This is a genomic window from Burkholderia sp. APQ4-4ca (genome assembly GCF_057837105.1).
The window spans coordinates 1-21231 of record NZ_JBYQCG010000215.1 but is presented as its reverse complement, the minus strand read 5'-3'; the positions used below and the strand labels follow the sequence as shown (position 1 = coordinate 21231).

At 67.8% G+C, this 21231-nt stretch carries 22 protein-coding genes; 20 read left to right on the top strand and 2 right to left on the bottom strand.

Annotated features, from left to right (window positions below; all coding sequences use genetic code 11):
* Positions 1–30 precede the first annotated feature (30 nt).
* Entirely contained in the window at positions 31–774 is a 744-nt protein-coding gene (gene aqpZ / locus AC3IFE_RS22865; protein ID WP_006489324.1) for an aquaporin Z, read from the bottom strand.
* Between the two features lie 298 nt (positions 775–1072).
* On the opposite strand from aqpZ, the gene AC3IFE_RS22860 reads away from it, so the two are divergent.
* Positions 1073–1369: an H-NS histone family protein gene (locus tag AC3IFE_RS22860; protein WP_006489320.1), complete on the top strand. Its 297-nt coding sequence runs from the start codon at positions 1073–1075 to the stop codon at positions 1367–1369.
* Between the two features lie 102 nt (positions 1370–1471).
* Here AC3IFE_RS22860 and AC3IFE_RS22855 read toward each other — a convergent pair whose 3' ends face one another.
* Positions 1472–2536 (bottom strand): glycosyltransferase family 4 protein, encoded by a 1065-nt coding sequence (locus tag AC3IFE_RS22855; protein WP_089466376.1) that lies wholly within the window; start codon positions 2534–2536, stop codon positions 1472–1474.
* A 663-nt stretch (positions 2537–3199) separates the two neighbouring features.
* Here AC3IFE_RS22855 and flhD point away from each other — a divergent pair.
* The 19 genes from flhD to AC3IFE_RS22760 form a co-directional block, all read left to right on the top strand.
* The gene (gene flhD, locus AC3IFE_RS22850; protein ID WP_011350590.1) at positions 3200–3520 is read left to right on the top strand and encodes a flagellar transcriptional regulator FlhD; all 321 of its coding nucleotides are present in this window, start codon (positions 3200–3202) and stop codon (positions 3518–3520) included.
* 92 nt (positions 3521–3612) lie between these two features.
* The gene (gene flhC / locus AC3IFE_RS22845; protein WP_050015993.1) at positions 3613–4167 is read left to right on the top strand and encodes a flagellar transcriptional regulator FlhC; all 555 of its coding nucleotides are present in this window, start codon (positions 3613–3615) and stop codon (positions 4165–4167) included.
* A gap of 180 nt (positions 4168–4347) precedes the next feature.
* Positions 4348–5208 carry a flagellar motor stator protein MotA gene (gene motA, locus AC3IFE_RS22840; protein ID WP_089466379.1) on the top strand — a complete coding sequence of 287 codons (861 nt, stop codon included), beginning with the start codon at positions 4348–4350 and terminating at the stop codon, positions 5206–5208.
* Positions 5209–5221: 13 nt separating this feature from the next.
* Positions 5222–6241, top strand: coding sequence for a flagellar motor protein MotB (motB, locus tag AC3IFE_RS22835; RefSeq protein ID WP_489192146.1), 1020 nt, complete (start codon positions 5222–5224; stop codon positions 6239–6241).
* A 16-nt stretch (positions 6242–6257) separates the two neighbouring features.
* Positions 6258–6635 (top strand): response regulator, encoded by a 378-nt coding sequence (locus AC3IFE_RS22830; RefSeq protein ID WP_489192144.1) that lies wholly within the window; start codon positions 6258–6260, stop codon positions 6633–6635.
* Between the two features lie 33 nt (positions 6636–6668).
* On the top strand, positions 6669–8969 hold the full coding sequence (cheA, locus tag AC3IFE_RS22825) for a chemotaxis protein CheA (protein WP_489192142.1): 2301 nt from the start codon (positions 6669–6671) through the stop codon (positions 8967–8969).
* Positions 8970–9017: 48 nt separating this feature from the next.
* Positions 9018–9536, top strand: coding sequence for a chemotaxis protein CheW (cheW, locus tag AC3IFE_RS22820; RefSeq protein ID WP_050016005.1), 519 nt, complete (start codon positions 9018–9020; stop codon positions 9534–9536).
* A 37-nt stretch (positions 9537–9573) separates the two neighbouring features.
* Positions 9574–11553 carry a methyl-accepting chemotaxis protein gene (locus AC3IFE_RS22815; RefSeq protein WP_489192140.1) on the top strand — a complete coding sequence of 660 codons (1980 nt, stop codon included), beginning with the start codon at positions 9574–9576 and terminating at the stop codon, positions 11551–11553.
* 3 nt (positions 11554–11556) lie between these two features.
* Entirely contained in the window at positions 11557–12543 is a 987-nt protein-coding gene (locus AC3IFE_RS22810) for a CheR family methyltransferase (RefSeq protein ID WP_089466384.1), read from the top strand.
* Complete coding sequence (cheD, locus tag AC3IFE_RS22805) at positions 12540–13277, top strand: chemoreceptor glutamine deamidase CheD (protein WP_089466385.1); 738 nt, start codon at positions 12540–12542, stop codon at positions 13275–13277. Before AC3IFE_RS22810 ends, cheD begins: the two co-directional genes overlap by 4 nt.
* Positions 13274–14365: a protein-glutamate methylesterase/protein-glutamine glutaminase gene (locus AC3IFE_RS22800; protein WP_089466386.1), complete on the top strand. Its 1092-nt coding sequence runs from the start codon at positions 13274–13276 to the stop codon at positions 14363–14365. The genes cheD and AC3IFE_RS22800 overlap by 4 nt, the downstream gene beginning before the upstream one ends.
* Before the next feature lie 67 nt (positions 14366–14432).
* Positions 14433–14828, top strand: a complete 396-nt coding sequence (cheY, locus tag AC3IFE_RS22795; RefSeq protein WP_006754880.1) for a chemotaxis response regulator CheY — start codon at positions 14433–14435, stop codon at positions 14826–14828.
* Between the two features lie 2 nt (positions 14829–14830).
* Positions 14831–15562, top strand: coding sequence for a protein phosphatase CheZ (gene cheZ, locus AC3IFE_RS22790; RefSeq protein ID WP_069618698.1), 732 nt, complete (start codon positions 14831–14833; stop codon positions 15560–15562).
* A 302-nt stretch (positions 15563–15864) separates the two neighbouring features.
* Positions 15865–16368 (top strand): DUF2844 domain-containing protein, encoded by a 504-nt coding sequence (locus tag AC3IFE_RS22785; RefSeq protein WP_089466447.1) that lies wholly within the window; start codon positions 15865–15867, stop codon positions 16366–16368.
* A 16-nt stretch (positions 16369–16384) separates the two neighbouring features.
* A complete protein-coding gene (locus tag AC3IFE_RS22780) occupies positions 16385–17629 on the top strand; it encodes a DUF3443 domain-containing protein (protein ID WP_489192135.1) in 1245 nt (414 codons plus the stop codon).
* Positions 17630–17792: 163 nt separating this feature from the next.
* Positions 17793–18290: a VOC family protein gene (locus AC3IFE_RS22775; protein WP_489192133.1), complete on the top strand. Its 498-nt coding sequence runs from the start codon at positions 17793–17795 to the stop codon at positions 18288–18290.
* A 421-nt stretch (positions 18291–18711) separates the two neighbouring features.
* Positions 18712–19092, top strand: a complete 381-nt coding sequence (locus tag AC3IFE_RS22770) for a DUF805 domain-containing protein (protein ID WP_489192131.1) — start codon at positions 18712–18714, stop codon at positions 19090–19092.
* A gap of 352 nt (positions 19093–19444) precedes the next feature.
* A complete protein-coding gene (gene flhB / locus AC3IFE_RS22765) occupies positions 19445–20644 on the top strand; it encodes a flagellar biosynthesis protein FlhB (RefSeq protein ID WP_089466390.1) in 1200 nt (399 codons plus the stop codon).
* A partial coding sequence (locus AC3IFE_RS22760) for an FHIPEP family type III secretion protein (protein ID WP_489192129.1) occupies positions 20641–21231 on the top strand: 591 nt, incomplete at its 3' end. The genes flhB and AC3IFE_RS22760, both read left to right, overlap by 4 nt.

Below are 21231 nucleotides of genomic sequence, written 5' to 3'. Positions count from 1 at the left end.
GCTGCTCTGCTCGCTTGACCCCGTAGTGTTTTATTCGCTTGTGCGAGCTGATGCGGGCAGCAGGTCGACGGCGTCGTCACGCCCGGCGACCAGCGGGTAGATGATCCCGGCGAGTACCGCGCCGATCAGCGGCGCGACCCAGAACAGCCAGAGCTGGCCGATCGCGTCGCCGCCCACGAACAGCGCCGGGCCGGTCGAACGTGCCGGGTTCACCGACGTGTTGGTGACCGGAATCGAGATCAGGTGAATCAGCGTCAGGCACAGCCCGATCGCGATCGGCGCGAAGCCGGCCGGCACGCCGCGCTTGTCGGTCGCGCCGAGGATCACGAACAGGAAGAAGCCCGTCATCACGACCTCGCAGATGAACGATGCGGCGAGCGAGTAGTGGCCGGGCGAGCGATCGCCGAAGCCGTTCGTCGCGAAGCCGCTGCCGACCACGTCGAAACCCGGCTTGCCGGTCGCGATCAGGTACAGCACGAATGCGCCGAGCGTGGCGCCGACGACCTGCGCGACGATGTACGGCGCGAGATCGCGTGCCGGGAAGCGGCCGGCGACCGTCAGGCCGACGCTGACCGCCGGATTCAGGTGGCAACCCGAGATGTGGCCGATTGCGAATGCCATCGTCAGCACGGTCAGGCCGAAGGCGAGTGCGACGCCGGCAAAGCCGATGCCGAGGCCCGGAAAGGCGGCGGCCAGCACGGCGCTTCCGCACCCGCCGAGCACCAGCCAGAACGTGCCGAATACCTCTGCAGCGAGACGCTGAGAAAGATTCATGTAAGGATCTCGTCCAGGTGGGTTGAAGACCCGGCGCGACGCAACGCATTTATCGCGTTACCGGGAATTGGTCTGGATTATAGGAAATGAATCGGGCCCGGGAGGGTAAACGATTGTTAAATTTGAATGGTCGACGAATGCCTTTATTAGAATAAGTCCGCATTCTCGATAAAGGCGATTCGGTTAAAGATGGCAGCATTAATTCGAAGGGCAGGGCGGCAGTGCGGATGACGTAACGGATGTTGGTGTTCCGGCCGGAGTCGCCGGGGCCGCATCATCGAAAAAGGGGAGTCGAAAAATGTCTCAATACGCGAAACTCAAGGCTCAGATCGCCGATCTGCAAGCCCAGGCGGACGACGTGCGGCGCCAGGAAGTGGCGGCGGTGATCGCCGATGTCCAGCGCATGATTGCCGAATATGGCCTGACGGCCCAGGATCTGGGCTTCGCGGAGCGAGCGCGGCGCGGGCGTCCGCCGAAGAAGGCGCCGCTGCCGCCGAAATACCGCGATCCGAAGTCGGGTGCAACCTGGAGCGGGCGCGGCAAGCCGCCGAATTGGATCGTCGGCAAAAACCGTGATCGTTTCCTGATCGAGTGAGGGAAAGCCAAATAGAAAGAGCCGCATCGACGATGCGGCTCTTTTGTTTTGCGTGTCGATTTTCGCGCGGATTTACGACGTATTTCCGCGCGGATTTCCGTGTCAGGCGCCCGCGACCCGGCGCAATGCCGGTTGCTTGGTGGCCGCGCAAAGCGATTCGTAGGTCTCGACGTAACGCTGCGCCATGGCCTTCGAGCTGAAGCGCGTGTCGAAACGCTCGCGGATCGCGGTGCGCGACAGGCTGTCGATCCGGTGCAGCGCGCCGACCGCGCCCTGCACGTCCTCGACGATGAAGCCGGTCACGCCGTCCTCGATCACTTCCGGCACCGAGCCGCGGTTGAACGCGACGACCGGCGTGCCGCACGCCATCGCCTCGATCATCACCAGGCCGAACGGCTCCGGCCAGTCGATCGGGAACAGCAGCGCCTTCGCGCCGGACAGGAACGCCGGCTTTTGCGCTTCGTTGATCTCGCCGATGAATTCGACATGCGCCTGGTCGAGCAGCGGCTCGATCACTTCCTTGAAGTAGTCGGCGTCGGCCTTGTCGACCTTCGCGGCGATCTTCAGCGGCAGCCCGCTTTGCGCGGCGATCCGGATCGCGGTGTCGACACGCTTTTCGGGACAGATCCGGCCGAGGAACGCGAGGTATTCGGGCTTCACGTCCGGCCGCGGCGTGAGCAGCGTGTCGGGCAGCCCGTGGTAGACGGTGCCGGCCCACGCGGCTTGCGGCAGCGGCTTGCGCTGGTTGTTCGAGATCGACACGACCGGCGAATTCGGGAACGCGTCGAACACCGGCTGCAGCTCCGGCAGGTCGAGGCGGCCGTGCAGCGTCGTCACGTACGGCGTGTCGAGGCGCGACATCAGCGGGAACGGCAGGTAGTCGAGGTGGAAGTGCAGCACGTCGAATTCGTGCGCGACCCGGGCGACCTGCTCGAGGAGCCGCATATGGGGCGCCATCGAATCGCGAATCGACGGGTCGAGCCGCAGCGCGCGCGGCCAGGCCGCCTCGAGACGGGCCGACGTAACCGAGTCGCCGCTGGCGAACAGCGTCACGTCATGGCCGAGTTCGACGAGCGCCTCGGTGAGGTAGGACACGACACGCTCGGTGCCGCCGTAGAGTTTCGGCGGGACGGCTTCGTAAAGCGGCGCGATCTGGGCAATTCGCATGGATGTTCTCCTGTGTCGATCCGAGCGCGCGGCGGCGCCGATGCGGATCCCGTACAAGGTTGCGGAACTTGCCGACGCACGCGGTTCGCGATACGTGGCCGGGCCCTGGGCGGGGTGCGCGGAGCGCCGGCGGCAAGCTGCGGGGCGGGCCGGCACGGCTCGCGCCGCCGCCCATTGGAGTCCATTATCGATATCGCCCTGAGGGGTTCGAGTGTTTTTTCAAACACTTAAGGCTTGTTACACGATGAAATACGCGAAAACCCCGAGAAAAAGGGCACGGAATCATGAAGCGCGACAGCCATAACTATTGTTGCGCTATCGTGAAAAAGCACTATAATTTTTACCGACCCGATTGCCGGCGCCTTGCCGGCAAGCCTTCCGCTCCCGGCGCGGCGGCCATCGGCGCCCCTCGCAACCGAATCCGCGTTGCAATCCGTTTTCCGACCGTTCCTTTCAATTCGCCTTGTCGGAAAAATTCCTACACGGTTTACAGACAAATCCTGCACGGCATACGCCACTTCGCTGATACCGACATAAATCCCGTTTGGCCAAAATTCGCCCTGTAAGACTATAAACGAGCCGACTGAGCGCCCAGTGCGCGCTGATCGAGCAAACGTTTTCATAACATGATTGGCCAAAGCACAGTTTTTTAACGGGGGAATCATGAGCGCCACCAGTGAAATGCTCAGTGAGATCAAAGAGGTTAACCTGTCGTATCTCCTCCTCGCGCAGCGACTGCTGCGGGAAGACAAGGCGATGGGCATGTTTCGCATGGGCATTTCCCAGGAACTGGCCGACGTGCTCGCCAACCTCACGCTCGCGCAGACCGTGAAGCTGGCCGCGTCGAACCAGATGCTGTGCCGCTTCCGCTTCGATGATCACGCGCTGCTGTCGTCGCTCGCCGACAAGGGCCGCAGCGATGTCGTCGCGCACGCCCACTCGGCCATCCTGATGGCCGGGCAGCAGGTCGAAGGCGTCCGCTGATCCATCCCGCCTTGCGTTCGTCCCGGCGTGCCGCGCCGGCCGGCAGCGTATTGGCCATTCATTCGCACAACGTCAAGCGGACGGTTATCACCATGGCAAGCAAAAGCGTCGTGATCGAGGTGAAGGAAATCACCCTCGCCATCGAACTCATCGAACTGGGCGCCCGGCTGCAGCTGCTGGAGGCGGAGACGAGCCTGTCGCGGGACCGTCTGATCAAGCTGTACAAGGAACTGAAGGGCGTGTCGCCGCCGAAGGGGATGCTGCCGTTCTCGACCGACTGGTTCATGACGTGGCAGCCGAACATCCACTCGTCGCTGTTCTACAACATGTACCGGTTCATGCAGGACCACGGCCGCTGCGACCCGATCCAGTCGATCGTGAAGGCGTACCGGCTCTATCTGGAGCACGTGAACCTGTCTGGCGACGAGGCCGCGCTGAGCCTCACGCGGGCGTGGACGCTGGTGCGCTTCTTCGATTCGGGGATGCTGCAGATGACGCCCTGCACGCGCTGCGGCGGCCACTTCGTCGCGCATGCGCATGATCCGCATCAAGGTTTCGTGTGCGGCCTGTGCCAGCCGCCGTCGCGCGCCGGCAAGACCCGCAAGGCCGCCGCCGCGCGCGCCGAACTGGCCGCCGCCGTGGCCTGAGCGCCGGGCCGGGCAAGGCCGGACGGGCCGCGAGCGACGTCCGCGGGCCGCGCGAATCGTCCGCGCACTGCTGGTAAACACCGTCGGGCTACCGCCGGGCGGCCGCGAAAGTTTTCCTGCCGACTGCCGTAAACCTGTTTAACGGCGGTCTTCCCGCCGGTCTTTCGTGAGGGACAGGCAGTGCTGATTATCGTGGGAACACTCGTGACGCTGTTGTCCGTCTTCGGCGGTTATGCGCTGGCAGGCGGGCATCTGGGCGCCTTGGTCCAGCCCATCGAGATCCTGATGATCGTGGGCGCCGGCGTCGGCGCGTTCATCCTCGGCAACGGCGTCAAGACCATCAAGGCGACGCTGCGCGTCCTGCCGACGCTCTTCAAGGGCTCGAAATACACGAAGGACGTCTACATGGAGCTGATGGCGCTGCTTTACGTGCTGCTCGCGAAGGCACGCAAGGAAGGCACGCTGACGCTCGAGGCCGACATCGACGATCCGGAAAAGAGCCCGATCTTCACGCAATACCCGAAGATCCTCGCCGATCACCACATCGTCGAATTCCTGACCGACTACCTGCGCCTGATGGTGGGCGGCAACATGAACGCGTTCGAGATCGAAAGCCTGATGGACGAGGAGATCGAGACGCATCACACGGAAGGCGAAGGCCCGGCGCACGCGCTGATGCGCGTCGGCGACGCGATGCCGGCGTTCGGGATCGTCGCGGCCGTGATGGGCGTCGTGCATACGATGGCCTCGGCCGACAAGCCGCCCGCGGTGCTCGGCGCGATGATCGCGCAGGCGCTGGTCGGCACGTTCCTCGGGATCCTGCTGTCGTACGGGCTGATCGGGCCGCTCGCGAGCCTCGCGGAACAGCGCGTGGCCGAGTCGACCAAGATGTTCCAGTGCATCAAGGTGACGATCCTCGCGACGCTGAACGGCTATGCGCCGGCGATCGCGGTCGAGTTCGGCCGCAAGGTGCTGTTCTCGACCGAGCGTCCGTCGTTCTCCGAGCTCGAAGAACACGTGCGCCGCGTGAAGACCAAGTGAGGCGGAGCGACCGATGAGCAAGAGCAAGGATCGCGCAATCGTCGTCAAGCGGGTGGCCCCGGCGAAGAAGGGCCACCACGGCGGCGCATGGAAGCTCGCGTACGCGGACTTCATGACCGCGATGATGGCGTTCTTCCTGCTGATGTGGCTGCTGAGTTCCGTCACGCCGGTGCAGCTGAAGGGGATCGCCGAATACTTCAACATGCCGCTGAAGGCCGCGATTCTCGGCAGCGGCGACCGCAGCTCGCAGGATTCCAGCATCGTCAACGGCGGCGGCCGCGACCTGTCGAGCACGGATGCCGGCACGCTGCGCCGCACCGACGGCACGACGCCGCTCGCCGAGCGCCTCGCGAAGGCGGGCGACGAGCATTCCCGGTCGCAGGCGCAGGGCGCGCAGGACCGGCTCGAGCAGACGCGCCTGCACGACCTGCAGATCAAGCTGATGGCCGCGATCGAGGCCAATCCGACGCTGCGCCAGTTCAAGCAGCAGATCCGCATCGATTCGACGCTGATGGGGCTGCGCATCGAGATCGTCGATTCGCAGAAGCGGCCGATGTTCGCGATGTCGAGCGACCACGTCGAGCCGTACATGCGCGACATCCTGCGCGAGATCGGCAAGACGCTGAACGACGTGCCGAACCGGATCATCGTCCAGGGCCACACCGACGCCGTGCCGTACGCGGGCGGCGAGGGCGGCTACAGCAACTGGGAGTTGTCGGCCGATCGCGCGAACGCATCGCGCCGCGAGCTGATCTCCGGCGGCATGGACGAGGCGAAAGTGCTGCGCGTGCTGGGCCTCGCGTCGACGCAGAACCTGAACAAGGCCGATCCGCTCGATCCGGAAAACCGCCGGATCAGCGTGATCGTGCTGAATCGCAAATCCGAAGAAGCGCTGATGCGCGACGACGCGACGACGACGACGCTGTCCGCCGACGCGGCCGGCTCGAAGCTGCTCGCGCAGCAGCTCGGCGGCCCGACGCCGGCGGCGCGCCCGGTCGTGGCGAGCGCCGTCGCCGTGGCGCCGAAACCCTGACGTTTCCGAGACAGACATGATCCGAACCATTCTCGCCATCGACGACTCCGCGACCATGCGTGCGCTGCTGCAGGCCACGCTTGCGCAGGCGGGCTACGACGTGACGGTGGCGCCGGACGGCGAAGCCGGCTTCGACATGGCGGCGACGGCGCCGTACGACCTGGTCCTGACCGACCAGAACATGCCGCGCAAGAGCGGGCTCGAGGTGATCGCCGGGCTGCGCAAGCTGACCGCGTACGCGCACACGCCGATCCTCGTGCTGACGACCGAAGGCAGCGATGCGTTCAAGGACGCCGCACGCGAGGCGGGCGCGACCGGCTGGATCGAAAAGCCGATCGACCCGGGCGTGCTGGTCGACCTGGTCGCCACGCTGTCCGAGCCGGCTGCTTCCTGACATGAACGCGATGAATTCAACCGGTGACCGGGCATGACTCTCGACATCACTCAGTTCTACCAGACCTTTTTCGACGAAGCGGACGAACTGCTCGCGCAGATGGAGCAGCTGCTGCTGAACCTCGACGTCGATTCGCCCGATCCCGAGGATCTGGCGGCGATCTTCCGCGCCGCGCATTCGATCAAGGGCGGCGCGGCGACGTTCGGCTTTTCCGCGCTGACCGAGACGACGCACATCCTCGAATCGCTGCTCGACCGCGCGCGCAACCATGAGCTGACGTTGACCAAGGAGATGGTCGACGCGTTCCTGGAAACCAAGGACGTGCTGTCCGACCAGCTCGTCGACTACCGCGCGAGCGCCGAGCCGGACGCGGCGGCCGCCGCAGCGATCTGCGCGAAGCTCGAACGGCTGAAGGCCGAAAGCGGCGGCGCGCCTGCCGCAGCGGCGCCTGCGCCGGCCGCGCCTGAGCCGGTCGCACCTACGCCGGCCGCACCTACGCCGGCCGCACCGGTTGACGCCGCCGTCGCGCCGGCCGCCGAGCCCGCCGTCGGCGGCGACCGTGCGCCCGACCATGTGGTCGAGCAGGCCGTGGCGGCCGCGCATCCGGCGGCCGATGCCGGCGCCGACGGCCCGCACCTGAAGATCACGCTGGTCGGCGTCGACGCGAAGGATCAGGCGCTGCTCACCGAAGAACTCGGCAACCTCGGCCGGATCGTCGGCCGCGAGGAAGTCGGCGCGGACCTGACGCTGTGGGTCGAATCGGAGGTGCCGTCCGACGACATCGTCGCGGTGTGCTGCTTCGTGATCGACGAAAGCCAGATCCGCGTCGGGCGCGGCACGGCGCCGGCTGCCCAGGCGGCGCCGGCCGCCGCAGCCGTGGCTGCCGAAGCTGCCGAACCGCCCGCCGCCGCGCCGCCCGCGCGCGTCGAGGTGTTCGCGCCGCAGGCCGCCGCGCCGCAACCGGCTGCCGCGGCACCCGCTCCGGCGCCGGCCCCGGCCGCCGCAGCCGCCGCGCAGCCGCAGTCCCAACCGCCCGCTCAACCGCAGCCGGCCGAACATGCGGCGCCGGCCGCCGCCGCGCATCACGACGACAAGCGCGCGCGCCCGGCCGCCGCGGCGGCAGGCGGCGCCGAAGGCAGCTCGATCCGCGTCGGCGTCGAGAAGGTCGACCAGCTGATCAACCTCGTCGGCGAACTGGTGATCACGCAGGCGATGCTGGCGGAGACGGCCAGCGCGTTCGATCCGGCGCTGCACGACCGCCTGTTCAACGGAATGGCGCAGCTCGAGCGCAACGCGCGCGACCTGCAGGAAGCGGTGATGTCGATCCGCATGATGCCGATGGACTACGTGTTCAGCCGCTTCCCGCGGCTCGTGCGCGACCTCGCCGGCAAGCTCGGCAAGCAGGTCGAGCTCGTGACGTTCGGCCAGGCGACCGAGCTCGACAAGAGCCTGATCGAACGGATCATCGATCCGCTCACGCACCTGGTGCGCAACAGCCTCGACCACGGGATCGAAACCGTCGACAAGCGCGTCGCCGCCGGCAAGGATGCGGTCGGCCAGCTCGTGCTGTCGGCCGCGCATCACGGCGGCAACATCGTGATCGAGGTGAGCGACGACGGCGCGGGCCTGAACCGCGAGCGGATTCTCGCGAAGGCCGCGAAGCAGGGCATGCAGATCTCCGAGAACATCAGCGACGACGAAGTGTGGCAACTGATCTTCGCGCCGGGCTTCTCGACCGCCGAGACGGTGACCGACGTGTCGGGCCGCGGCGTCGGGATGGACGTCGTGAAGCGCAACATCCAGTCGATGGGCGGCCACGTCGAGATCTCGTCGCAGGCCGGCCGCGGCACGACCACGCGGATCGTGCTGCCGCTCACGCTCGCGATCCTCGACGGGATGTCGGTCAAGGTCGGCAGCGAGATCTTCATCCTGCCGCTGAACTTCGTGATGGAGTCGCTGCAGCCGTCGAACGACGACATCTACACGGTCGGCAACGGCGAGCGCGTGGTGCGCGTGCGCGGCGAATACCTGCCGCTCGTCGCGCTGCACGAGGTGTTCTCGGTCGACGACGCGCGCACCGACCCGACCCAGGGGATCGTCACGATCATGGAAACCGAGGGGCGCCGCTTCGCGATGCTGATCGACGAGCTGGTCGGCCAGCAGCAGGTGGTCGTGAAGAACCTCGAAACCAATTACCGCAAGGTGCACGGCATCTCGGCGGCGACCATCCTCGGCGACGGCAGCGTCGCGCTGATCGTCGACGTCGCGGCGCTGAACCGTGAAACCCGTGCGATGCACGGCGCCCGAGCGGGCGCCGAGCTCGCCGTCTTCTGACTCTCGCCATTCAACCGATTGGGGGCAAACGTGTCTGCTGAAGTCCAAATGATCAATACCGCCGCGGCGAACGCGGCAGCGACCAGCCGCCGCGACGCCGAACACGGCGACGCGACGGGCCAGGAGTTTCTCGTCTTCACGCTCGGCGACGAGGAATACGGGATCGACATCCTGAAAGTGCAGGAAATCCGCGGCTACGACAGCGTCACGCGCATCGCGAACGCGCCCGAGTTCATCAAGGGCGTGATCAACCTGCGCGGGATCATCGTGCCGATCGTCGACATGCGGATCAAGTTCCACCTCGGCCGCGTCGAGTACGACCACCAGACCGTCGTGATCATCCTGAACGTGTCGAACCGCGTGGTCGGGATGGTGGTGGACGGCGTGTCGGACGTGCTGACGCTGCAGACCGACCAGATCATGCCGGCGCCGGAATTCGGCGCGACGCTGACGACCGAGTACCTGACGGGCCTCGGCACGGTCGATGGCCGGATGCTGATCCTGATGGACATCGAGAAGCTGATGTCGAGCCGTGAAATGGCGCTGATCGAGACACTCGGCGGGTAAGCGCGCCGCGCGCGCAGCAATTTCGGGAGAATCTGCAATGTTGCATAACTGGTCGATCCGCACGACGCTCACGGCGGTCGGACTCATCCTCGTGTGCCTGACCGCCGCGGTCGGCGGGCTCGGCCTCTACGCGCTCAATCACGCGAGCCGCTCGCTCGACGAGATCGCGCACGTCGACCTGCCGGCGATCCACGCGCTCGACGACGCGGCCGCGCAGCTGCTGCGCTCGCGCGTCGCGCTCGATCGCTTTCGTACGCTGACCGAAGGCGGCAATGCGGCCGAGGCGGCGAAGGTGCTCGACCGCGCGCAGGAGCTGTATGGGAAGTCGAACCAGAACTGGCAGGCGTTCCAGTCGACGCCGAAGCTCGGTGTCGATCAGGCGCTTCTCGACGAGCTCGCCGCCCGGCACACGACGATCGTGAAGGAAGGCGTCGAGCCGGAGTTCGCCGCGGCGCGCGCGGGCGACATGGCCGCGTACCACGCGATCGCCGACACGAAGATCAGCCCGATGTTCATTGCGTTCGACCAGACGGCGGCGGCCGTGATCGCCGCGCTGACGAAGCGCGCGGAAGACCGTCAGGCCGAGACGCAGTCGCAGATCTCGATGATGATCGCGCTGATCGCGGCCGGCATCGCGATCGCGTTCGTCGTCGTGATCGCGATCCGCTTCGTGCTGCGCGGGCTGATCGTCCAGCCGATCGAGGACGCGATCGCGCATTTCGAGCGCATTGCCGGCGGCGACCTCACGCAGCCGGTCAACGTTGCCAGCGCGAACGAGATCGGCCGCCTGTTCGGCGGCATCAAGCGGATGCAGGACGCCGTCACGACGATGGTGCAGGCCGTGCATCGCGGCACCGAATCGATCGACGTCGGCGCGCGCGAGATCGCGACCGGCAACATCGACCTGTCGCAGCGCACCGAGGAGCAGGCCGCGTCGCTGCAGGAAACCGCGTCGAGCATGGAGCAGCTGACGGGCACCGTGCGGCAGAACGCGGAGAACGCGCGGCAGGCGAGCCAGCTCGCGGTGAACGCGTCGGACATCGCGACGCAGGGCGGCGACGTGGTCGGCCAGGTCGTGTCGACGATGCAGGACATCGCGGCGAGCTCAGGCAAGGTCGTCGACATCATCGGCACGATCGAAGGCATCGCGTTCCAGACCAACATCCTCGCGCTGAACGCGGCCGTCGAGGCGGCGCGGGCCGGCGAGCAGGGCCGCGGCTTCGCGGTGGTCGCGGGCGAGGTGCGTTCGCTCGCGCAGCGCAGCGCGAGCGCCGCGAAGGAAATCAAGCAACTGATCGGCGATTCGGCCGAGAAGGTCGACAGCGGGTCGGCGCTCGTCGCGCGCGCCGGCACGACGATGGACGAGATCGTGCAGGCCGTGCGCCGCGTGACCGACATCATGGGCGAGATCAGCGCCGCGTCCGACGAGCAGTCGACCGGCATCGAGCAGGTCAACCGCGCGGTCGGCCAGATGGATGCGGTCACGCAGCAGAACGCGGCGCTCGTCGAGCAGGCGGCGGCCGCGGCCGCGTCGCTCGAGGAGCAGACGCGCCAGATGAAGGCGATCGTGTCGGGCTGGCGCGTCGCGGGCGGCATCGCGCTCGCGCCGGCGCGCAGCGTCGCGCGGCCGGTGGCCCACGAACCGGCGGCGCTGCCGTCGGCGTCGCGCCACGATGCGCCGGTCGCCGCGCTGCCGGCGCCGCAGCCGGCGGCCCAACCGGCGGCCCAACCGGCGGCACGGCGCGCCGCGCCGGCGTCGCGCACGGCTGCCACGGCTGCCGCGACCGCGGCGCCCGAATCGACGCGTGCGGCCGATGCCGCCGCGCGGACCCAGAAGGATGCACCGGCTTCGCGTGGCGGCACCGCCGCGGGCGGCTACGGCCCGCGTCTCGCGAAGACGGCCGCGCCGGCGGACAAGCCGGCCGCGAAGCCCGCGCTCGTGCGCCCGGCGCTGAACGGGGAGAAGCCGGCGCCCGCGACCGCCGGCGCGTCCGACGACGACTGGGAGACCTTCTAAGCCATGCAGCACGCGCGCGCGCCGTTTCGACCCGATGCACCGGATGCCTCGCCCCGCGCGGGCGAGCCGGGGCGCGACTTCGCGTTCACCGGCGCGGATTTCGCGCGCATCCGCGCGCTGATCCATCAACGCGCGGGCATCTCGCTGTCCGAGCACAAGCGCGACATGGCCTACAGCCGGCTCGCGCGACGGCTGCGGGCGCGCGGCCTCGACACGTTCCGCGACTACCTCGACCTGCTCGAGCAGGAAGACGATCCGCTCGAGTGGGAAGCGTTCACCAACGCGCTGACCACCAACCTGACCGCGTTTTTCCGCGAGGCGCACCATTTCCCGATCCTGGCGGAATTCGTGAAATCGCGGCCGGCGCCCGTGTCGGTCTGGTGCTCCGCGGCGTCGACCGGCGAGGAGCCGTACTCGATCGCGATCACGCTGATCGAGGCGCTCGGCGATTCGGCCGCGCGCAGCGCGACGATCCTCGCGACCGATCTCGACACGCAGGTGCTCGCGAAGGCCGAAGCCGGCATCTACACGTACGACCAGGTCAAGCACCTGTCGCCGGAGCGGCTCAAGCGCTTCTTCCTGAAGGGCACGGGCGCGCAGGCCGGCCGCGTGAAGGTGCGCCCCGAGCTGCGCGCGATGATCCGCTTCGAGCAGCTGAACCTGACCGATGCGGACTACGGGATCGCGAAGCCGTTCGACGCGATCTTCTGCCGCAACGTGATGATCTATTTCGACAAGCCGACGCAGGGGCAGGTGCTGTCGCGCTTCGATCCGCTCGTGAAACCGGGCGGGCTGCTGTTCGCCGGCCATTCGGAGAACTTCACGTACGTGACGCAGGCGTTCCGGCTGCGCGGGCAGACGGTGTACGAACTGACGCGCGACGTCGAGCAGGGCGCGCGCTCGCGCGGCGCGCAGGCGAGCGCGGCGGCCGCGATGCCGTCGCGCGCGCGGGCCGCGGGCGGCGCGCCCGCCTATGGAGAGCGCGGATGAGCGCACTGCCGATCGCGACCAATCGCTACTTCGACAACCACTTCGAGCGCCCCGGCGTGAAGCTGTTGCCGAACGAGTTCTACACGACCGCCGAGGACATGGTGCTGATGACCGTGCTCGGCTCGTGCGTCGCCGCGTGCCTGCACGACCCGTACGCGGGCATCGGCGGGATGAATCATTTCATGCTGCCGGACGACGGCGCCGATCCGGGCGCGGCCGCGTCGGAATCGATGCGCTACGGCGCGTATGCGATGGAAGTGCTGATCAACGAGCTGATCAAGGCCGGCGGGCGCCGCGAGCGCTTCGAGGCGAAGGTGTTCGGCGGCGCGGCCGTGCTCGCCGGGATGACGACGATCAACATCGGCGATCGCAACGCGGATTTCGTGCGCCGCTACCTCGCGCTCGAGCGCATCCGCATCACCGCGGAAGACCTGCAGGGCGTGCATCCGCGCAAGGTCGCGTTCATGCCGCACAGCGGGCGCGCGATGGTGAAGAAGCTGCGGCTGCAGGTGCCGGGCGTGACCGAGCGCGAAGCCGCGCTCGCGCGCGAGGCCGAGCGCGCCCGTCGCGCGCACGTCGAGCTGTTTGCCGCGAAGCGGCCTGCCGCGCCGCAGCCGGCGCGTCCGCGCATCGAGCTGTTCGGCGGGCGCGGCGCCGCGCCGGCCGGCGGCGGTAGCGCGGCCGCGGCCGGCGCCGCGCGGACGGCGAACCTATCAAGAAAGCAGGAGGCATGACCGCAGTGCAGAAGATCAAAGTGTTGTGCGTCGACGATTCGGCGCTGATCCGCAGCCTGATGACCGAGATCATCAACAGCCAGCCCGACATGACGGTGGTCGCGACCGCGCCCGATCCGCTCGTCGCGCGCGAGCTCATCAAGCAGCACAACCCCGACGTGCTCACGCTCGACGTCGAAATGCCGCGCATGGACGGGCTCGACTTCCTCGAGAAGCTGATGCGCCTGCGGCCGATGCCGGTCGTGATGGTGTCGTCGCTGACCGAGCGCGGCTCGGAAATCACGCTGCGCGCGCTCGAACTCGGCGCGGTGGATTTCGTCACGAAGCCGCGCGTCGGGATTCGCGACGGGATGCTCGACTACGCGGAAAAGCTCGCCGACAAGATCCGCGCGGCGTCGCGCGCGCGCGTGCGCCAGGCGCCGCAGCCGCAGGCCGCCGCCCGCACGGCGGACAGCGCCGCCGCCGCGCCGATGATCAACAACCCGCTCGTCAGTACCGAGAAGCTGATCATCATCGGCGCGTCGACGGGCGGCACCGAGGCGATCCGCGAAGTGCTGACGCCGCTGCCGCCCGACGCGCCGGCCGTGCTGATCGCGCAGCACATGCCGCCCGGCTTCACGAAATCGTTCGCGCAGCGGCTGAACGGCCTGTGCCGGATCGCGGTGAAGGAAGCCGAGCACGGCGAGCGCGTGCTGCCGGGCCATGCGTACATCGCGCCGGGCCACGCGCACCTGTTGCTCGCGAGAAGCGGCGCGAACTATATTGCGCAACTGTCGGACGAGCCGCCGGTGAACCGGCACCGCCCGTCGGTCGACGTGCTGTTCCGCTCGGCGGCGACGCACGCGGGCAAGAACGCGATCGGCGTTATCCTCACCGGGATGGGCCGCGACGGCGCGGCCGGCCTGCTGGAAATGAAACGCGCGGGCGCTTACACGTTCGCGCAGGACGAGGCGAGCTGTATCGTGTTCGGGATGCCGCGCGAGGCGATCGCGCTCGGCGGTGCGGACGAGGTCGCGCCGCTCGCCGACATGAGCCGCCGCGTGATGGCGCGCCTGGCGACGATGGGCGACCGCGTGCAGCGCGTGTGAATGGACTGTCACGGGGCGCGTGCCACGATACGCGTCCCGACGGAAACGAATCTGGAAAGGAACGACGATGGACAAGAGCATGAAAATCCTGGTGGTGGACGATTTCCCGACGATGCGCCGGATCGTCCGCAACCTGCTCAAGGAACTGGGCTACACGAACGTCGACGAGGCCGAGGACGGCGCGGCCGGCCTCGCGCGGCTGCGCGGCGGCGGCTTCGACTTCGTGATCTCGGACTGGAACATGCCGAACCTCGACGGTCTCGCGATGCTCAAGGAGATCCGCGCGGACGCGACGCTCACGCACCTGCCGGTGCTGATGGTCACGGCCGAGTCGAAGAAGGAGAACATCATCGCGGCCGCGCAGGCCGGCGCGAGCGGCTACGTCGTGAAACCGTTCACGGCCGCGACGCTCGACGAGAAGCTGAACAAGATCATCGACAAGATGGCCAAGGCCGGGAGCTGAACGTGAACGAGCCGATCCATGCGGCGCTTGCCGGCGCGGCGGTCAATGCCGACGGCCATGCCGAAGGCGCCGATTACGCGAGCGACCGGATCCTCGCGCGCATCGGCCACGTCACGCGCACGCTGCGCGATTCGATGCGCGAACTCGGGCTCGACAAGCATGTCGAGCGCGCGGCGGAAGCCGTGCCCGATGCGCGCGACCGGCTGCGCTACGTCGCGACGATGACCGAGCAGGCCGCCGTGCGCGTGCTGAATGCGATCGAGATCGCGAAGCCGATGCAGGAGCGCGTGCAGAACGAAGCCGAGGCGCTCGATGCGCGCTGGGCGCAGTGGTACGCCGCGCCGATCGAGCACGCGGAAGTGCGCGAGCTGATGGACGATACGCGCGCGTTCCTGCGCACGTTGCCCGAATCGACGGCGGCGACCCGCGCGCAACTGCTCGAGATCATGCTCGCGCAGGATTTCCAGGATCTGACCGGGCAGGTGATCAAGAAGATCATGGACATGGTCTACCTGATCGAGCAGCAGCTCCTCACCGTGCTCGTCGAGAACATCGCGCCGGAGCGTCGCGAGCAGTTCGCGGCCACCGCGGCGGCATTCGCGGCCGAAGCGATGAGCGCGACCGGCAGCCCCGAATCGTTGCTGAACGGCCCGCAGATCGCGCCGGAAGGCAAATCCGACGTCGTTCAGGACCAGGGGCAGGTCGACGACCTGCTCGCGAGCCTCGGCTTCTGATCCTGCCGCCGCGCATCCGCGCGCCCCGTTGCCGGGCGCCCCATTGCCGCGCGCCCCATTGCCGGGCGCCCCGTTCCGCGGGGCCGCCCGATGCGCGCATGCCCCGTCGCGGTCTCGTTCCCACGCCCGCCGCCGCTGCGCGGCGCGGCGTGATCCTGCGTCGAATTGACACGCCGACACACTCCGCAGGCATACTACGCGTCAGCAGCAACGTAGCGTCATTCGTACGATTCATAAGTGGGCAGGCGGCGCGGGCCGATGGCGGCGCCGTCGGCACCGAAGCCAGTCCCTTGGGGGGGAACGTGAAGCTGAAACGCTTGGGCTGGACCGTCGCGCATGCGACGGCTGCAATGGGTGTGCTGTGGGCCGTCCACGCACACGCGGAACTGGGCGGCGCGCCGATGTCGCCGCCGGCGGACGATCAAGCCGCCACCGTGCGCGCGCTGCAGCGCGCGATGCGCTCGGCGGACGGCGTGCAGACGAGCACGGCCGCCTATACCGTGCGCGAGATCACGCTCGGATCGGGCACCGTCATCCACGAATACACGTCGGCCGCCGGCAGCGTGTTCGGCCTCGCGTGGCGCGGGCCGACGATGCCGGATCTCGCGTCGCTGCTCGGCAGCTATTTCCCGCAGTACACCGCCGGCGTCCAGGCGGCGCACCGGGCGCGCGGCTGGCGTGCGCCGGTGACCGTCGAGACGAGCGGCCTCGTGATCCGGACGGGCGGCCACATGGGCGCCTTCTCCGGCCAGGCATGGCTGCCGTCGGCGTTGCCGGCCGGCGTGGCCGGCACCGATATCCAGTGACAGCGGGAGAGCGATCTTGAGCATGACTCGTACATTCAAGCGCTGGTTCGGCGTGCTGGGCCTCCTGGCCGCAACGGCCGTGCTCGTGACGGCTTGCGGCGGCGGCGATGGCGGCGGCGGCAGCAGCAGTTCGGGCAACAACGGCAATACCGGCAACAACGGCTCGGGCGGATCCGACGGCAACAGCGGCAACATGGCCGTCATCACGGTCGCCGCCGGCGCCGCGAACGTGATCAACATCCCGACCATCAGCGTGAAGGTCTGCGTGCCGGGCACGTCGAACTGCCAGATCGTCAACAACGTGCTCGTCGATACCGCGTCCTACGGGCTGCGGCTCGTCGGCAGCGCGGTGTCGGGCGTGCACGACAGCCTGCCGCAAGTGACGAGCGGCGGTGCCCCGGTCGCCGAATGCGGCAAGTTCGTATCGAGCTACACGTGGGGCTCGGTGCGCACCGTCGACCTGTCGATCGGCAGCGAGCAGGCCGCGTCGCTGCCCGTGCAGATCATCGGCGACCTCGGCACGACGAACGTGCCGAGCTCGTGCACGAACGGCGGCGCGTCGGCCAACTCGACGAGCGCGCTCGGCGCGAACGGGATCCTCGGCATCGGGCCGGCGCCGTACGACTGCGGCACGACCTGCGCGACGTCGACGTCGACGAACAACAACTACTACGCGTGCCCGAACGGCGACAACGCGAGCTGCACCGTCACGCTCGTGCCGCTGGCGCAACAGGTGGCCAACCCGGTGCACCGGTTCGCGAACAACGACGGTGTGAGCGTGCAGATGCCGGCCATCTCGAGCAACGGGCAGGGGAGCGCGACCGGCACGCTGACGTTCGGCTTGCCGAACCTGAGCGGCAAGACGGTGCTGACGTCGACCACGACCGGCGACGTCAGCGCGACGTTCCAGGGGCGCAACGTGACCGCGTTCTTCGACACGGGCTCGAACGCGTATTTCTTCAACGATTCGGCGCAGACGGTCTGTTCGAGGAATACGGAGTTCTACTGCCCGTCGGCCACGACCACCTATTCGGCCACGCTGAGCGGCCAGAACGGCGCGTCGGGCACCGTGTCGATGCCGGTCGCGAACGCGGATTCGTTGTTCTCGAACGCGTCGACGTTCGCGTTCAACGACATCGCGGGGCCGTTCGGCTCGTCCAACTGGCTCGACATCGGCATGCCGCACTTCTACGGCAAGACGATCTACTTCGGGATGGACAAGACCGCGAGCGGCGGCGCGCAGCCGTTCGTCGCGTTCTGACGCGGCGTCGCCGGACGCAGGAACGAGGGGGCGAGCGATCGCCCCCTTTTTTATTCCGGCGCACCGCGCGTGCGCTACGGACCGCATCGCCGCCACGCGCCGACATAGCGCCTACGATGTAAGACCGGCACCGGTGCCGGCAAGACATCGAAGGAGACAGCGCATGAACCCGCGTATCCAGCGCATCACGCCGTTCCTGTGGTTCGACCGCGACGCCGAGGCGGCGGCCGGTTTCTACGTATCGGTGTTCGACAACGCGCGCATCGTGCACGTCGCGCGCTACGGCAAGGCCGGCGCGCACGCGTCCGGCAACGCCGAGGGCGCGGTGATGACCGTGGCGTTCGAGCTCGACGGGCAGGCGTTCGTCGCGCTGAACGGCGGCCCCGTGTTCCAGATGACGCCGGCCGTGTCGTTCGTCGTCAACTGTCGCGACCAGACCGAGATCGACCATTACTGGGCGCGCTTGTCCGAGGGCGGCGACGAACGTGCGCAGCAATGCGGCTGGCTGCGGGACCGCTTCGGCGTGTCGTGGCAGGTCGTGCCCGTGCAGATGACCGAACTGATGACGGGCGACCCGGACCGCGCCGAGCGCGTGATGGCGCAGGTGATGACGATGAAGAAGCTCGACCTCGGCGCGTTGCAGCGTGCGGCGGCCGGTTAGGTCGGCCAGGTCGGTCAGGCTGTTCGGGCCGGCGATGGCCGGCCGTGCCGTCCCGACGCCGTAGGGGGCGATTCGGACGGAACCGGCGATGCCGAAAGGCACCGCGGCCGGCGCGCCTGCGTATCGCCGGCCGACCGGTTAATCGAATAAGGGCACTCGAATCGATTATCGATTCGCGCGATTTCATTCGGATGTAATCAAAGCCGGATTATCCGGGACGGTCGCCTCTGTCAGAACTTCACGATTATTGAAATGACGCGGCATGCAAGCCCGGGACACCGAAATCCGCTCTTGCAGCCGTTCCCGCGTCATTTGAATGCGTATTGCCCCATATGCGAAAAGGGATGGAAGCCACCGAAATTCGATCATATAATTCCGGCGTTGTTTCCGGGGTGCCAATATAAAACAGGAGGGTAATAAAATGAATTTTTCCGAAGCCGTTCGTGCCGCACTGAATAAATACGCGACATTCGAAGGCCGTGCGCGTCGTGCCGAATACTGGTATTTCGCGCTGCTGAGCTGCGCGTTGTCGATCGTCGGCCAGATCATCGGCGCGGCGGGCCGCGATGCGGGCCTGATCACGCTGCTGCTGCTCGGCGTGATCTCCCTCGTGTCGCTCGCGCTGATCATTCCGGGCATCGCGGTCAGCGTGCGCCGCCTGCACGATACGGGCCGCTCGGGCTGGTTCCTGCTGCTCGCGCTGATTCCGATCGTCGGCGGCATCCTGCTGCTCGTGTGGATGTGCTCGCGCGGCACCGAAGGCCCGAACCGCTTCGGCGCGGACCCAATCCCGGCGGCCTGACCGACGCCTGCCCCGACCGACGCGCGCCGCCGTTGCGTCGGGGCCTGCTTGCCCCGCTTCTCCCGCTTCTCCCGTTTCTCCCGTCTTTCCCGCCCGTCGTTTCACCGTTCCCCGCGCATTCCGCCGCTGCCGCCCCGCTTGCGGCCGCCGCGTCCTCAATGCGCCGGCGGCCCCGTTTCTCCGCCGCGCCGCGCGTCGTTCCGCCCCATTCCAGCCGCATTCGCGGGCGCTCGTCCGATTCCCCGAAATACCCCCCTTTCCCGGCTTTGCTCGACCGATCGGCGTTTGACGCCTCCATGAATAATCGGTGTCACTGGAAAGCGGCATTCCGCCGTACCCGACTGGAGGCCCCGTGGCAGACGAGAGCGATCTCGACAAGACCGAAGCCGCCACTCCCAGGCGCCGCGAGAAGGCGCGCGAGGAGGGGCAGGTCGCGCGTTCGCGCGAACTGGCTTCGTTCGCTCTGCTCGCGGCGGGGTTCTACGGCGCATGGCTGCTCGCGGGCCCGTCGGGCGGCCATCTGCAGGCGATGCTGCGCGGCGCGTTCACGTTCGATCGCGCGACCGCGTTCGACACCCACCGGATGCTGTCGGCAGCAGGCAGCGCGAGCCTCGAAGGCTTCGCCGCGCTGCTGCCGCTGCTCGCGCTCACCGGCGTCGCCGCGCTGCTCGCGCCGATGGCGCTCGGCGGCTGGCTGATTTCGCAGAAAACCTTCGAGCTGAAGTTCGACCGCCTGAACCCGATCTCGGGCCTCGGCCGGATCTTCTCGATCCAGGGGCCGATCCAGCTCGGGATGTCGATCGCGAAGACGCTGGTCGTCGGCGGGATCGGCGGCATCGCGATCTGGCGCAGCAAGGACGAACTGCTCGGCCTCGCCACGCAGCCGCTCGGCGCCGCGCTGCCCGATGCGCTGCATCTGGTCGCCGTGTGCTGCGGCACGACGGTCGCCGGGATGCTGGTGGTCGCCGGGCTCGACGTGCCTTACCAACTCTGGCAGTACAACAAGAAGCTGCGCATGACGAAGGAAGAAGTGAAGCGCGAGCATCGCGAGAACGAAGGCGATCCGCACGTGAAGGGACGGATTCGCCAGCAGCAGCGCGCGATCGCGCGGCGCCGGATGATGGCGGCCGTGCCGAAGGCCGACGTGGTGGTCACGAACCCGACGCACTTCGCGGTCGCGCTGCAATACACGGACGGCGAGATGCGCGCGCCGAAGGTCGTCGCGAAGGGCGTGAACCTCGTCGCCGCGCGCATCCGCGAACTCGCGGCCGAACACAACGTGCCGCTGCTCGAAGCGCCGCCGCTCGCGCGTGCGCTGTATCACAACGTCGAACTCGAACGCGAGATCCCGGGCTCGCTGTACTCGGCCGTGGCCGAAGTGCTCGCGTGGGTCTACCAGCTCAAGCGCTTCCGTTCGGAAGGCGGCGCGTTCCCGGCGATGCCGGTCGATCTGGACGTGCCGGCCGAACTCGACAAGGGCACGTCGGTCGCCGCCGACGACGAACGTGAAGAAGCCGAGGACGCCCTCGGCAAGCAAGGGAACGCAGCATGAGCACCCCGACCACCGGCCTGTTCGCGAAGCGCCCGAACCCATTCGCAGGCAAGAACCTGCGCGCGCTGGCGGGGCCGATCCTCATCTGCATGATCCTGGGGATGATGATCCTGCCGCTGCCGCCGATGCTGCTGGATCTGCTGTTCACGTTCAACATCGCGCTGTCCGTGATGGTGCTGCTCGTCAGCATGTACACGATGAAGCCGCTCGACTTCGCGGCGTTCCCGAGCGTGCTGCTGTTCTCGACGCTGCTGCGCCTGTCGCTGAACGTCGCGTCGACGCGCGTCGTGCTGCTCGAAGGCCACACCGGCCCCGACGCGGCCGGCCAGGTGATCGAGGCGTTCGGCCACTTCCTCGTCGGCGGCAACTTCGCGGTCGGCATCGTCGTGTTCGTGATCCTGATGATCATCAACTTCATGGTGATCACGAAGGGCGCGGGGCGGATCGCCGAAGTGTCCGCGCGCTTCACGCTCGATGCGATGCCCGGCAAGCAGATGGCGATCGACGCCGACCTGAACGCCGGCCTCACCAACGAGGAACAGGCGCGCAAGCGGCGCCTGGCCGTGTCGCAGGAAGCCGAGTTCTAC

Excerpts from the sequence above, each read along its gene's own strand:
- aqpZ (WP_006489324.1), bottom strand. The coding sequence starts at position 774 with ATGAATCTTTCTCAGCGTCTCGCTGCAGAGGTATTCGGCACGTTCTGG.
- AC3IFE_RS22860 (WP_006489320.1), top strand. The coding sequence starts at position 1,073 with ATGTCTCAATACGCGAAACTCAAGGCTCAGATCGCCGATCTGCAAGCC.
- AC3IFE_RS22855 (WP_089466376.1), bottom strand. The coding sequence starts at position 2,536 with ATGCGAATTGCCCAGATCGCGCCGCTTTACGAAGCCGTCCCGCCGAAA.
- flhD (WP_011350590.1), top strand. The coding sequence starts at position 3,200 with ATGAGCGCCACCAGTGAAATGCTCAGTGAGATCAAAGAGGTTAACCTG.
- flhC (WP_050015993.1), top strand. The coding sequence starts at position 3,613 with ATGGCAAGCAAAAGCGTCGTGATCGAGGTGAAGGAAATCACCCTCGCC.
- motB (WP_489192146.1), top strand. The coding sequence starts at position 5,222 with ATGAGCAAGAGCAAGGATCGCGCAATCGTCGTCAAGCGGGTGGCCCCG.
- AC3IFE_RS22830 (WP_489192144.1), top strand. The coding sequence starts at position 6,258 with ATGATCCGAACCATTCTCGCCATCGACGACTCCGCGACCATGCGTGCG.
- cheA (WP_489192142.1), top strand. The coding sequence starts at position 6,669 with ATGACTCTCGACATCACTCAGTTCTACCAGACCTTTTTCGACGAAGCG.
- cheW (WP_050016005.1), top strand. The coding sequence starts at position 9,018 with ATGATCAATACCGCCGCGGCGAACGCGGCAGCGACCAGCCGCCGCGAC.
- AC3IFE_RS22815 (WP_489192140.1), top strand. The coding sequence starts at position 9,574 with ATGTTGCATAACTGGTCGATCCGCACGACGCTCACGGCGGTCGGACTC.
- AC3IFE_RS22810 (WP_089466384.1), top strand. The coding sequence starts at position 11,557 with ATGCAGCACGCGCGCGCGCCGTTTCGACCCGATGCACCGGATGCCTCG.
- cheD (WP_089466385.1), top strand. The coding sequence starts at position 12,540 with ATGAGCGCACTGCCGATCGCGACCAATCGCTACTTCGACAACCACTTC.
- AC3IFE_RS22800 (WP_089466386.1), top strand. The coding sequence starts at position 13,274 with ATGACCGCAGTGCAGAAGATCAAAGTGTTGTGCGTCGACGATTCGGCG.
- cheY (WP_006754880.1), top strand. The coding sequence starts at position 14,433 with ATGGACAAGAGCATGAAAATCCTGGTGGTGGACGATTTCCCGACGATG.
- AC3IFE_RS22775 (WP_489192133.1), top strand. The coding sequence starts at position 17,793 with ATGAACCCGCGTATCCAGCGCATCACGCCGTTCCTGTGGTTCGACCGC.
- AC3IFE_RS22770 (WP_489192131.1), top strand. The coding sequence starts at position 18,712 with ATGAATTTTTCCGAAGCCGTTCGTGCCGCACTGAATAAATACGCGACA.